General features: G+C 40.8%; 12 protein-coding genes and 1 pseudogene. 5 read left to right on the top strand and 8 right to left on the bottom strand.

Annotated features, from left to right (window positions below):
* Positions 1-4: 4 nt before the first annotated feature.
* The 4 genes from purN to cmoA all read right to left on the bottom strand — a co-directional run bounded on the left by purN (position 5) and on the right by cmoA (position 3,603).
* Positions 5-652 (bottom strand): phosphoribosylglycinamide formyltransferase, encoded by a 648-nt coding sequence (gene purN, locus ACFI34_RS09165; RefSeq protein ID WP_462673262.1) that lies wholly within the window; start codon positions 650-652, stop codon positions 5-7.
* Complete coding sequence (gene purM, locus ACFI34_RS09160; RefSeq protein ID WP_462673261.1) at positions 652-1,704, bottom strand: phosphoribosylformylglycinamidine cyclo-ligase; 1,053 nt, start codon at positions 1,702-1,704, stop codon at positions 652-654. The genes purN and purM overlap by 1 nt, the downstream gene beginning before the upstream one ends.
* A gap of 191 nt (positions 1,705-1,895) precedes the next feature.
* Positions 1,896-2,864, bottom strand: a complete 969-nt coding sequence (gene cmoB, locus ACFI34_RS09155; RefSeq protein WP_462673260.1) for a tRNA 5-methoxyuridine(34)/uridine 5-oxyacetic acid(34) synthase CmoB — start codon at positions 2,862-2,864, stop codon at positions 1,896-1,898.
* Between the two features lie 13 nt (positions 2,865-2,877).
* Positions 2,878-3,603 (bottom strand): carboxy-S-adenosyl-L-methionine synthase CmoA, encoded by a 726-nt coding sequence (gene cmoA / locus ACFI34_RS09150; protein ID WP_462673259.1) that lies wholly within the window; start codon positions 3,601-3,603, stop codon positions 2,878-2,880.
* 116 nt (positions 3,604-3,719) lie between these two features.
* On the opposite strand from cmoA, the gene ACFI34_RS09145 reads away from it, so the two are divergent.
* A complete protein-coding gene (locus ACFI34_RS09145; RefSeq protein ID WP_006794039.1) occupies positions 3,720-4,406 on the top strand; it encodes a DUF3334 family protein in 687 nt (228 codons plus the stop codon).
* Between the two features lie 124 nt (positions 4,407-4,530).
* Here ACFI34_RS09145 and ACFI34_RS09140 read toward each other — a convergent pair whose 3' ends face one another.
* On the bottom strand, positions 4,531-5,028 hold the full coding sequence (locus ACFI34_RS09140) for a M48 metallopeptidase family protein (protein WP_462673258.1): 498 nt from the start codon (positions 5,026-5,028) through the stop codon (positions 4,531-4,533).
* Between the two features lie 31 nt (positions 5,029-5,059).
* Positions 5,060-5,908, bottom strand: coding sequence for a DUF72 domain-containing protein (locus tag ACFI34_RS09135; protein ID WP_462673257.1), 849 nt, complete (start codon positions 5,906-5,908; stop codon positions 5,060-5,062).
* Between the two features lie 248 nt (positions 5,909-6,156).
* Between ACFI34_RS09135 and aspS the strand changes: the two genes are divergently transcribed.
* Positions 6,157-7,935, top strand: coding sequence for an aspartate--tRNA ligase (gene aspS / locus ACFI34_RS09130; protein ID WP_462673256.1), 1,779 nt, complete (start codon positions 6,157-6,159; stop codon positions 7,933-7,935).
* Positions 7,936-8,049: 114 nt separating this feature from the next.
* Positions 8,050-8,280, top strand: a complete 231-nt coding sequence (locus tag ACFI34_RS09125) for a hypothetical protein (RefSeq protein ID WP_010557107.1) — start codon at positions 8,050-8,052, stop codon at positions 8,278-8,280.
* 96 nt (positions 8,281-8,376) lie between these two features.
* On the opposite strand, the gene ACFI34_RS09120 is transcribed toward ACFI34_RS09125, so the two are convergent.
* Positions 8,377-8,700: a hypothetical protein gene (locus ACFI34_RS09120; protein ID WP_006794033.1), complete on the bottom strand. Its 324-nt coding sequence runs from the start codon at positions 8,698-8,700 to the stop codon at positions 8,377-8,379.
* A 222-nt stretch (positions 8,701-8,922) separates the two neighbouring features.
* Between ACFI34_RS09120 and ACFI34_RS09115 the strand changes: the two genes are divergently transcribed.
* The gene (locus ACFI34_RS09115) at positions 8,923-9,642 is read left to right on the top strand and encodes an alpha/beta fold hydrolase (protein ID WP_462673255.1); all 720 of its coding nucleotides are present in this window, start codon (positions 8,923-8,925) and stop codon (positions 9,640-9,642) included.
* A gap of 50 nt (positions 9,643-9,692) precedes the next feature.
* Here ACFI34_RS09115 and ACFI34_RS09110 read toward each other — a convergent pair.
* A pseudogene (locus ACFI34_RS09110) lies at positions 9,693-10,442 on the bottom strand (alpha/beta hydrolase family protein); the annotation flags it as partial.
* 260 nt (positions 10,443-10,702) lie between these two features.
* Here ACFI34_RS09110 and ACFI34_RS09105 point away from each other — a divergent pair.
* A complete protein-coding gene (locus tag ACFI34_RS09105; RefSeq protein ID WP_462673254.1) occupies positions 10,703-11,542 on the top strand; it encodes an isopenicillin N synthase family dioxygenase in 840 nt (279 codons plus the stop codon).
* Positions 11,543-11,709 lie beyond the last annotated feature (167 nt).

The following is an 11,709-nucleotide window of genomic DNA, read 5'->3' as shown; positions in this document are numbered from 1 at the left end:
TTTTTTATTGTGGGTAGTGCGCGCCGTGTGCAGGAAGTTGTTTTTTGTCAAGAACCGCATAATCTGCTTCCATAGTAAGTCTTTGTTCACTGAACCATTTGACCACCAAAGGATAAATTATATGCTCTTGTTCGTGCACGCGTTTTGCTAATGTGTCTGCTGTATCATCCTTGAGTACAGGTATTTGTGCTTGAAGAATAACCGGACCACCGTCTAATTCTTCAGTTACAAAGTGAACACTTACGCCATGAACATCGTCTTTTGCATCAATTGCTCTTTGGTGGGTATTCAGCCCCTGGTACTTAGGCAACAAAGATGGATGAATGTTCAACATTTTTCCAATATATTTTTGCACTAAGCTAGGTGTAAGAATACGCATAAACCCAGCTAATACAACTAGATTTGGTTCAAAAGAGTCGATAACGTTCATTAACTGCGCATCGTAGGCCTCGCGCGAGCCAAAATCTTTATGACTAAGGACTTGCGTTGCAATGCCTGCATTTTTAGCACGCTCTAGGCCATACGCGTCTGCTTTATTACTAATAACAGCCGCAATATGTCCGTTTATCTCGCCACGTTCACAGGCATCTATAATGGCTTGTAAATTAGAGCCACTGCCTGAAATTAAAACTACTAGACGAGTGGGTGCCATTACTTAGCACCACCTACAATATCTACTTGCTCTTCGCCTGGAGCCGCATCTTGGATTTCGCCAAGGTGCCAAGCGTTTTCACCTAAATCTTTAAGCAAAGTTAAGCTTTGCTCAAGTTTATCGGCAGGAACAACCAAAACCATGCCTACGCCACAGTTAAATGTGCGGTACATTTCATGCGTAGTAATATTACCGTTTTCTTGTAGCCAGTTAAAAACACTTGGCCACTGCCAGCTATCGCCTTTAACCACAGCCTTAGCAGATGCAGGTAGTACGCGTGGAATGTTTTCCCAAAAGCCACCACCCGTAATGTGCGAAAGGGCATGTACGTCAACGTGCTTAAATAACTCAAGTAACGGTTTAACGTAAATACGTGTAGGCTCTAATAAATGCTCGCCTAGTGTTTTACCGTCTATAACTTGATTAGTGTCGGCGTTTGATACTTCAAGTACTTTACGGATTAAAGAAAAACCGTTTGAGTGAGGGCCGCTAGATGCAAGCGCAATAAGCTGATCGCCTGCGGCTACTTTAGTGCCATCAATAATTTTAGATTTTTCAACTACACCGGTACAAAAACCTGCCATGTCGTAGTCTTCACCATCATACATACCTGGCATTTCTGCTGTTTCGCCACCAATTAGGGCACAACCTGAAATTTCACACCCTTTACCAATACCGGTTACTACGTCGGCTGCTGTGTCTATGTCTAGTTTACCTGTAGCATAGTAATCTAGAAAAAACAGGGGTTCAGCACCTTGAACAATTAAATCGTTTACACACATAGCAACTAAGTCAATACCTACGGTATCGTGCTTTTTAAGGTCAATTGCCATACGCAATTTAGTACCTACACCATCAGTACCCGCTACTAATACTGGTTGTTTATAACCTTCAGGAATTTCGCACAGTGCGCCAAAACCACCAATTCCGCCCATCACTTCAGGACGACGGGTTTTTTTAACTACGCCTTTAATACGCTCAACAAGTGCATTACCAGCGTCGATATCTACGCCCGCGTCTTTATAGCTAAGAGACTGTTTTTGTTCGCTCACAGGTTTTCCTCAAAATAGTTGTTTTGGGTTGCTTAGAAACGCGCGTATTTTACAACAATTGCATCTGCGCGGCTAGCGTAAATATAGGTTTGAAATAATTAACAAGGACACTTGTCCGCTGTTTGTTGTTTAAATAAACAAAAAAAACGCCCGTTGGCGTTTTTTTAGTATTAAAAGCGTTAAATTAACCGCTATGCTTTGGCGGTTAGTATCGCTCTAAGTGGGGCAGGGTAACCTTCAATGGTTTTACTTGTATCGGTTGGGTCTAAAAAATCAACTAACGATTCGTTTTCCATCCAATCGGTTTTGCGTTGTTCATCAAGCGTGGTCATTGCGCAATCTTTTATTTGCACATCTTTAAAGCCAACGCGCTCCATCCACAGTTTTAATGCAGCAGTACTTGGAATAAACCACACATTGCGCATTTTTGCGTAGCGGTCGGTAGGCACGAGTACTGTATTTTCGTCGCCTTCAATAACTAAGGTTTCAAGCACTAACTCGCCGCCCGGGCGAAGCTGCGCTTTTAACTGCGCTAAAAAATCAATTGGTGAACGACGATGATAAAGCACCCCCATTGAAAATACCGTATCAAAGGCTTTAAGCTCTGGCAGGGCTTCTACACCTAATGGTAATAAATGCACGTTTTCGTCGGGGTTGAAGTGTTTAATTGCCTGAAACTGGCACAAAAATAAGTCAGATGGATCAATACCGACTACAAACTCAGCGCCTTCTCCGCGCATGCGCCACAAGTGATATCCCGAGCCACAACCAATATCTAACACGGTACGGCCTTTTAACGGCTCAATATGTGGAAGGAGCCTGTCCCACTTCCAATCACTGCGCCATTCGGTGTTTATTTCAATACCGTGCACACTAAATGGGCCTTTACGCCAAGGCATCATGCGTTTTAATAAATGTGTTGCTTGTTTTTGCTCGCCTTCGCTCATCTCCCCTGGTGCGCCAATTTCTACTTTAGTGGCTATATCAACGTGAGTTGTTTTTACCTCGGGCAAATTTTTAAGTACTTTTTGCCATTTTGGTAAATCACCATGGCTTGCCTCTAACTGCCAATGTTTTAATTGGGCAGGTAGCGTTTCTAGCCAGTGGCTAAGTGGGCTTTGTGCAATTGCAGCGTAAAATTGATTAAACCATTGAGACATAAATTACTCTTTATTATTTAATTGCTACCATTGAGCAAAAATTAAAACATTGGTACCACACTTGTTTTTGGCTAAAGCCAATATCACTTAACCTGTTAAGGTGCGTGCTGAGTGTATCGGGGCGCATTACGTTTTCTATTGCGGTACGTTTTTGACTTATTTCAAGCTCAGAGTAGCCATTATGACGTTTAAAGTCGTGATGCAAATCAATCAATAAATTATCGCATTGCTCGTTTTCAGCTTTAATTTTTTCGCTTAGTAGTAACACACCGCCAGGCTTTAAATTAGCGTATATTTTTTCAATAACAGCTTGGCGCTGCGCATGAGGAATAAACTGCAGTGTAAAGTTCATTGCTACAACCGATGCGTTTTGAATTTCAAGCTCGTTAATATCGCCTAAAGTAACGGTTACAGGTACCTCAGATTTGAAACCCTGTAAATGCAGTTTACAACGCTCAACCATGGCTTGTGAGTTATCTACTGCAATAATGTGGCAATTATCGGTGCGAATATTACGGCGCATACTCAGTGTAACTGCACCAAGCGAGCAGCCTAAGTCATACAAGTTCGAATTACTTTGTGCATATTGCCCCGCTAATTTGCCCATAGTGCTAACAATAGTGGCATAGCCAGGCACAGAGCGCTGAATCATATCGGGGAATACTTCAACCACATTTTGGTCAAAGCTAAAATCTTTTACTTGTTGCTCAGAGGCGTAAATACTGTCTTTTATGGTCACGAAGGCAGTCTCTTTAAAAATAATAAGGTTATTTTAACATTTTATGCTGGATAGTCAGTGATAAATTCAGTAGGTTGGCTAGAATTATGAATAATAAGTACAAAAGAGAACGTTAAATGAGCAAAAGTAAAGTTATTAGCACCGACGATATACTAGCAACGCTTTGTCACTCTGTGACAGGGGTACTTTCATCAGCAAGTGGTAACGAAATAAGTTACTCGGCCATGGTTCAAAAAATAACACGCACCTGCATGCGACCAGACATTGGTTGCTTTGTATTGTTTGATGGCGGCTTTACAGGGCTTGTTGTAACCAACTTTACATCGCAGGCTGCAATGGAAATCTACGGCGACTACATGCGCAACATGGGTATGCCAGAAGAAGAAATTGCACATAGTCACTTGTCAGACGATGTTTCAAACGTAATGGGCGAGTTAATGAACCAAATAGTAGGTGACTTTACTTCTAAGGTTCGTGAGCAATTACATACCTCTATTACGCAAAATCAGCCAAAAATGATGGCGATCAATAAACAAGTGCAAATTTCGGTCGATACCACAATGGATCGCCCACAAGCACGACGTGTTACTTTTACTACACGTAATCAAAATATTTTTTACCTAGAACTGGCAATGGATAAAACAGAGTTTATTAAACTACACGATTTTGACATTATTGAAGCCATTGACCCAGACGACATTATCGAAAACGAAGCTAAGCAAAAAGCTGAAAAAGCGCAGGCTAAAAAAGAGCCCGTGCAAGATGATGCCGATGATGACTTTATGGCTGAGTTAGGGCTTTAACACCCAAAGCTGTCAGTTTATAGCTGTCAGAATTGAAAAACTGTAAACAATAAAAACGCGATTTAGATCGCGTTTTTCATTTATGAGGGTTTTAATTACTAATGAAATTTGCTGTGCCAAAAAGCTATTTATACGGATTCTCTCCCATCGCAACCACTACACAAAAAATCCGTAAATCTAACTCTAGCTGGTGGTATTGTGGCTCCATGTAGCAACACAGCTTATAAAAGCTTTTGTTGTGGTCTTTTTCTTTAAAATGGGCGAGTTCGTGCACAACCAGCGCTTTTAATAATGGCTCGGGGGCGCGCAGTAAGTCGCTGTTTATGGCTAAATCGTGTTTACGGGTTTTGCCTTGCATGCGGTAGGTGTGGGTACCGAGTGCATTGGTGACCATATCGCCTTGTTTTTTAAACGCCGCACGGCCAAATGGTGGAGCGTTTTTTAAATACTGCTTTTTAAGCTCTGTTGCGTAGCTGTAAAGTAACTTATCGCTGGTAATAGTATGTGCATGCGGGTATTTTTTAAGTAAGTAGTCACATACCTTATTGTTATTTATAAGGCTTAATACTTGCTCAACAATGTTTGCAGGGTAGCCTGTAAAGTAACGGGCATATTCACTCATTTTTATGTCTCTATATTTTTGTTTTAATTTTTTAAAACAGGGCGTGTTGCTGCGCTTCTTTTTCGCCGCTGAACGGGTTGAGTACTGGATGATTATACCCAAGATCTTTACAAAATTGACGTGCAAGTAGTGGCGACTCACGATTATCGGCAGTATGAAAAAACACATAAGGAGATTTACCCTCATCAAGCCATTGTTTTACTTTACCAAGCCACGGTTTATAAAAGGTTTGATAGTCGTTTTGTAAATCAGCGATTACAAACCGGGCCATAGGCTGCGAGCCAGTAGCAATAGCGTGTACAGGTAAGTGAGGCTTTTTTTGTTGGGCGTCTATTAGCGCTTCGGTGGTTGGCTTTACTGCAAAAAGCGCTCGTGTATCCATTGAAATACGATTTATGTTATTTGCCATTAATAACTGATTAAGCGCTATTTCGGCTTCACCTTTTTTAAAAAACTCAGCATGGCGTACTTCTACACCATAGGTAAGCTCTTTAGGCAGTAAGCTAATAAATTGCGCCAGTTTGGGTAAATCGTTTGGGCCAAATGCTTTGGGTAATTGCAGCATTACTTGCCCTATTCTTTCAAGTAAAGGGGCAAATAATGTAAGCCAGTCGGTAAGCTCTGTTTGCACGTTGCTAAGCGCTAGCTCGTGGCTAAAACGACGATGAAATTTAAAGGTAAATCTAAAATCGTCAGGTACGCTTTGTGCCCAGCGCAAAACAGTACTAGGTGATGGGTCGGCGTAAAAACTGGTGTTACCTTCTACCGAATTAAAATGCTGTGCGTATTGGCTTAGCATGTCGGCGTTTTTACATTGGCTTGAAAATAAATTGCCTTTCCATGCACTGCTAGACCACTGAGGGCATCCAATATATAACATAAGAAATAGCTGATAAATTACATCGTGGCGCCAGTGTAGCAAATACCAACAGCGCCTGCTTTAAATTAACACCAACACACCAAACACGCCTAGCATCTTCAACCTACTTGGGTATAATGCAGGGCTTAATTTGAATATTCTTAGATTGCTTACGGCTTTATTTGAAGTGTGGTAGCTCTTTTTTAAATTATGCGCCTATAAAAACAAATAATTTTTACCGTTGAAGCCTTTTATCTGACAGGAAAACTATGCGCTCTATATATTGCGGACAGCTAAATAAAACTCACGTAGATCAAGAAGTTGAACTATGTGGCTGGATCAACAAACGACGTGACCTTGGTGGACTTATCTTTGTCGATTTACGCGATAGAGAAGGTTTAGTACAAGTTGTATTCGATCCAGAAGTTGAAGGACTTATGGATACAGCGAACAAGCTTCGCCAAGAATTTTGTGTTCAGTTAAAAGGGGTTGTACGTGCTCGCCCAGAAAGCCAAGTAAATAAAGATATGGCAACAGGCGAAGTGGAAATTTTAGGCACCGAGCTTACAATTATCAACCGCTCAGAACCATTGCCGCTTGATTTTAACCAAACAAACTCTGAAGAGCGCCGCTTAAAGTACCGCTACTTAGACCTTCGTCGCTTAGAAATGAGCGACCGCATTAAATTACGTGCTAAAGCAAGCAGCTTTGTTCGTCGCTTTTTAGATGAAAACGGCTTTTTAGATATCGAAACACCGGTGCTTACAAAAGCAACGCCAGAAGGTGCACGCGATTACTTAGTACCAAGCCGTGTGCATAAAGGCAGCTTTTACGCATTACCGCAGTCGCCACAATTATTTAAACAATTGTTGATGATGTCAGGTTTTGATCGTTACTACCAAATTGTTAAATGTTTCCGTGATGAAGATTTACGTGCCGATCGTCAACCTGAATTTACTCAAATAGATTTAGAAACCTCGTTCATGAGCTCGGATCAAGTACGTGGTATGACTGAAAAAATGATCCGTGAAATGTGGCAATCGTTACTCAACGTTGACTTAGGCGAGTTCCCAGTTATGCCTTACAGCGAAGCGATGAGTTTATACGGTTCTGATAAGCCAGACTTACGTAACCCAATGAAATTAGTAGACGTTGCTGATTTAGTGAAAGATGTTGAGTTTAAAGTGTTCTCAGGCCCTGCAAACGACGAAAAAGGCCGTGTTGCTGTATTAACAGTACCGGGTGGCGCTAAGCTTTCGCGTAAGCAACTTGATGATTACACTAAGTTTATTGGTATTTACGGTGCTAAAGGCTTAGCATGGATGAAAGTAAACGACCGTGATGCAGGCGCTGAAGGCGTGCAATCGCCAATCGCTAAATTCTTAAACGAAGATGTGATCACACAGTTACTTGAGCGTACTAATGCACAAACTGGCGATATCATTTTATTCGGTGCAGATAAGCGCAACACAGTAAATGAAGCCATGGGTGCACTACGCCTTAAAATTGGTGTAGATTTAGAAATCACTAATCTTAACAGTTGGGCACCACTTTGGGTTGTAGACTTCCCAATGTTTGAAGAAGACGACGAAGGCACATTACACGCTGTGCACCATCCGTTCACCGCACCAAAAGATATTAGCGCAAGTGAGCTTGAAGCAAACCCTGCAGCGGCTATCTCAGATGCATACGATATGGTATTAAACGGCTACGAAGTGGGCGGTGGCTCGGTACGTATACATAATGCAGATATGCAAGAAGCAGCATTTAGAATTTTAGGAATTGATGCACAAGAGCAACAAGACAAATTTGGCTTTTTACTTGATGCCCTTAAATACGGTACACCGCCACATGCAGGTTTAGCATTTGGTCTAGACCGTTTAGTTATGCTTTTATGCGGAACAGATAACATTCGTGACGTTATTGCTTTCCCTAAAACTACACAAGCGTCTTGCTTATTAACCGACGCGCCAAGCAAAGCGAATAATGATTCGTTAACTGAGCTTGCAATAAGTGTTGTAGAAAAACCAGCCGCAAGCGAAGAGTAATTTGAGCTGAGTTTACAGCATTGTATTTAAAACCCTTAAGTTGTTTGCTTAAGGGTTTTTTTGTGGTTAAATTTAGCGCAGATTATAATTTAACCACTATGAAAAGGAATTCCCATGTCAATTAATCTCACTTTATTTGGCGAGTTTTTAACATTTTTCATCTTATTTTGTATTCCTATTTTTGCGCTTATTAGCTACAAAATTGGCAAGCGAAAAAGCACCAGCCCAGGTGTTTTAGCTTTTGTAGGCGGGTGCTTAGCATTATTTCCATTGTTTGGGCTTATTTATATTGCAGTGCTTGCGCTAAGAAAAGATTTACCAGAGAGAGGCGACTACAGCCATTGATAACAGTGAAGAGGAAAGCGTTAAGTAAAAAGTTTAACTAAAACATTAGAAGCAAAGACGATGCCTAAGCTTCTAAACGTTACCTGCGTTGTTTAATTATCGGCTAGGGCCATTTTTATTGCGTGCACTGGCTAGTTGCCTAGCAATTGCTAGTAACGCCGGTGAAATATCGTCAGCGCCATTTTTAATTAAAGCAGTAACATCACCAGATGAAAACAGTCCATCACGCGGTGATTTAATTCCTAATTCACGAACAAAGTCCTTTGTTTTACCTGTACTGCCGGTTTCAATAAACTTAAATATAATGCGTTCATTGTTGTTTTTAGCGGGTGTTTTTAATGTGCTAATTTCATCATTAATTAAGGCTAACTTTTCTTCTAGAATTTCAATGCGCTGTTCAATGGTGCTGTATGATTTCATGTATCGGATCTTTTACTGAGTATATTGGAACAATTGCATCTATTATCGCACAATTTTGTGTTTGCGGCTGTTAGTCTTTTACAACATTCATTGATCTGCAATTTAAATGTAAATAAATTTGGTATATCCACACAGACTACTATTACTTTTAAGGCTGTCATTAATAGTATAAAACGCCTAAACTAACTCGCATTAATTATAATAAACACTACGTTAAGTAATATGCATAAAACACTCTTTTACCTCACGCTTCTTTTCACAAGTGTAAGCTCCTATGCAAGCGAAGCGTTTATTACAGACATTAGCCGTGATCGTGAGATCCCAATTAGCATTTCGTTGCCAACAAATAACGTTAAATGCAGCAAACAAAATAAATGTCCGGTTGCCTTTATTAATGCAGGGTATGGTATGGGTCACAATCGCTATACTTTCGCCAGTGATGAATTTAACAAACAAGGCTATTTAGCCATTGCAGTGGGCCATGAATTAAAAACCGACCCTACGTTAAATGTACATCCACCTTACATGACTACCCGCATGGAAAACTGGCACCGCGGTGTGGTAACCCTTAAGTTTTTAGTCAATGAATTAGCATCCAAATACACAGAGTATGATTTTTCAAAGCTTACTTTATTTGGTCATTCTAATGGTGGAGATATTTCAGCCTTGTATGCCGCAATGTACCCTGATGAAGTAAGCGCTGTAATTACGCTTGATCATCGCCGCATGTTACTGCCTCGTAATAAAGATATTCGTGTACTTACCCTTAGAGGTAGTGATTACCCGGCAGATGCCGGCGTGCTTTTAAGCGAAAAAGAGTTGAGTGAGTTTCCGGTTACTCAATTACGTATAGAAAAATCGCGCCATAACGATATGTATGGTGGTGGTCCTGACTGGCTGGTTGATAGAATGAGTAAAGAAGTTGCTAAATTTATAAATTAGTAGGTTAACGCGCCGTTTTAGCAGCGCGTAATGGTAAGTTTTCCTTATGCGTAATGTACGTAGCGGTTTGCCCAATGTGCAATAATTGTTGCTGCGTAATCGGCATCGTTTTTATTTGTCAGTAAATGATCAGCGTTATCTAGACTTATAAAGCTTTTTGGGTGCTTAGCGGATGCGTAAATTTTTTCAGCTTCAGTAATGTTTACGGTTGTATCAACCGGTGAGTGCATTACTAATAAAGCGCGTTTAAGTTTACTTATGTGGCTTTTATCGTATTTAGCTATATCGTCGATAAATTGCTTTTTAATGGTAAATTCGCGCCCAGCTAAACTCACTTTTGCTTCGCCATCTGCGTTTATTTCATCTAAATGGGCTTCAAAATTATGTGCTACATGTTGCGCATCTGACGGTGCGCCAATGGTTGTGATAGCTGTAACTTCAGGAATATATTGTGCAGCAGCAAGCACTGCGGCACCCCCTAAACTGTGACCAATGAGTAATTGCGGTGCTTTAAAGTGCGCTCGCAAATGATCAGCAGCAGATACTAAGTCTTGAATATTTGATGAAAAGTTACTGTTTGCAAAGTCGCCATCGCTGTTGCCTAGGCCGGTAAAATCGAAACGAAGTACAGCGATTCCTTGCTGTGTTAAAGCACGACTAATACGTGTTGCTGCTGCAATGTCTTTACCGCAGGTAAAACAATGGGCAAAGAGGGCATAAAATTTTACTTCACCATCGGGGAGTTCAAGTTGTCCGGCAAGTTCTAAATTACCACTTTTAAAAGATACTTTTTGTCGCATGGGTCGCCTTTTTGAACAAATAAAATACGTTGTAATACTAGACCATACATATGCATCAATGTGTGCAAATTCAATCGCTTTTATTTATTGATCTTGATCAACGCACCCTTTGATGGTGGCACTTTACGGACATATGTCCTTATGTTTTTGGGGCTGTTTGTCTATCCTCGCATGGCGCTATAATGAAGTCCTTGCTACTTTATATACATAAAAGTACCTGAAGTACCTAACTTCAAATAACCTATTCACTGGAACGTACAATGCAATTACCTACTGTTGATTATAAAGCTCCCGATGCGGCTGCACAATTTGTTGAATCGTTAAGAAATACTGGATTTGGTGTTTTAAAAAATCACCCAATTCCACAGTCTTTAGTTGAGTCTATTTACAACAACTGGCAAGACTTTTTTAACTCAGAGCAAAAGCACGACTTTTTATACTCTAAAGAAACACAAGACGGTTACTTTCCGCCTTCAGTGTCTGAAGTAGCTAAAGGCTTTACCATTAAAGACATTAAAGAGTACTTTCATGTTTACCCAAATGGGCGTGTACCTGCTGAGCTTGAAGCCGACGTACTTGAGTACTATCGCTTAGCAAATGAGTTTGCTGCAACACTTTTAAGCTGGGTTCAAGCTGAGGCGCCTGCTGATGTACGTGCTAAGTTTTCGATTGATCTTAAAGATATGATTGCAGACTCTGATCAAACATTGCTACGTATTCTACATTACCCACCTATGACGGGTGATGAAGAGCCAGGCGCAATTCGCGCAGCTGCACATGGCGACATCAACTTACTAACTGTATTACCAGCGTCAAACGAGCCGGGCTTACAAGTTCAAAAAACAGACGGCGGTTGGTTAGATGTACCATGTGATTTTGGTAGCTTAATTATTAACATTGGCGATATGCTGCAAGAAGCATCTGGCGGTTATTTCCCGTCTACTATTCACCGCGTTATTAATCCAACGGGCAAAGCGTCTACTAAGTCGCGTATTTCATTACCGTTGTTTTTACACCCGCGCCCAGATGTTGTACTTTCAGAGCGTTACACCGCAGATAGCTACTTGCAAGAACGTTTACGCGAGCTAGGTGTTAAGTAATACCTGAGCTTAATTAAGCCTTAATTTAGGTTTTTAAGCATTAACAAAAAACGGCTTTTAGCCGTTTTTTGCGTTTTAGGCTTAGCAATATATGGCTTCAATTGAGCGCAAAGTAAATAATGTCATGCATTCTAGCCCACGACAGGTATAATGCGCGCAACTGGCCG

It is taken from the genome of Pseudoalteromonas sp. PSi26, from assembly GCF_054960575.1.
This window is presented reverse-complemented; position numbering and strand designations above follow the sequence as displayed.

Bases quoted from the DNA above. Each gene is read 5' to 3' on its own strand.
- purN (WP_462673262.1), bottom strand. From the start codon at position 652: ATGGCACCCACTCGTCTAGTAGTTTTAATTTCAGGCAGTGGCTCTAAT.
- cmoB (WP_462673260.1), bottom strand. From the start codon at position 2,864: ATGTCTCAATGGTTTAATCAATTTTACGCTGCAATTGCACAAAGCCCA.
- ACFI34_RS09145 (WP_006794039.1), top strand. From the start codon at position 3,720: ATGAGCAAAAGTAAAGTTATTAGCACCGACGATATACTAGCAACGCTT.
- ACFI34_RS09140 (WP_462673258.1), bottom strand. From the start codon at position 5,028: ATGAGTGAATATGCCCGTTACTTTACAGGCTACCCTGCAAACATTGTT.
- ACFI34_RS09135 (WP_462673257.1), bottom strand. From the start codon at position 5,908: ATGTTATATATTGGATGCCCTCAGTGGTCTAGCAGTGCATGGAAAGGC.
- aspS (WP_462673256.1), top strand. From the start codon at position 6,157: ATGCGCTCTATATATTGCGGACAGCTAAATAAAACTCACGTAGATCAA.
- ACFI34_RS09125 (WP_010557107.1), top strand. From the start codon at position 8,050: ATGTCAATTAATCTCACTTTATTTGGCGAGTTTTTAACATTTTTCATC.
- ACFI34_RS09120 (WP_006794033.1), bottom strand. From the start codon at position 8,700: ATGAAATCATACAGCACCATTGAACAGCGCATTGAAATTCTAGAAGAA.
- ACFI34_RS09115 (WP_462673255.1), top strand. From the start codon at position 8,923: ATGCATAAAACACTCTTTTACCTCACGCTTCTTTTCACAAGTGTAAGC.
- ACFI34_RS09105 (WP_462673254.1), top strand. From the start codon at position 10,703: ATGCAATTACCTACTGTTGATTATAAAGCTCCCGATGCGGCTGCACAA.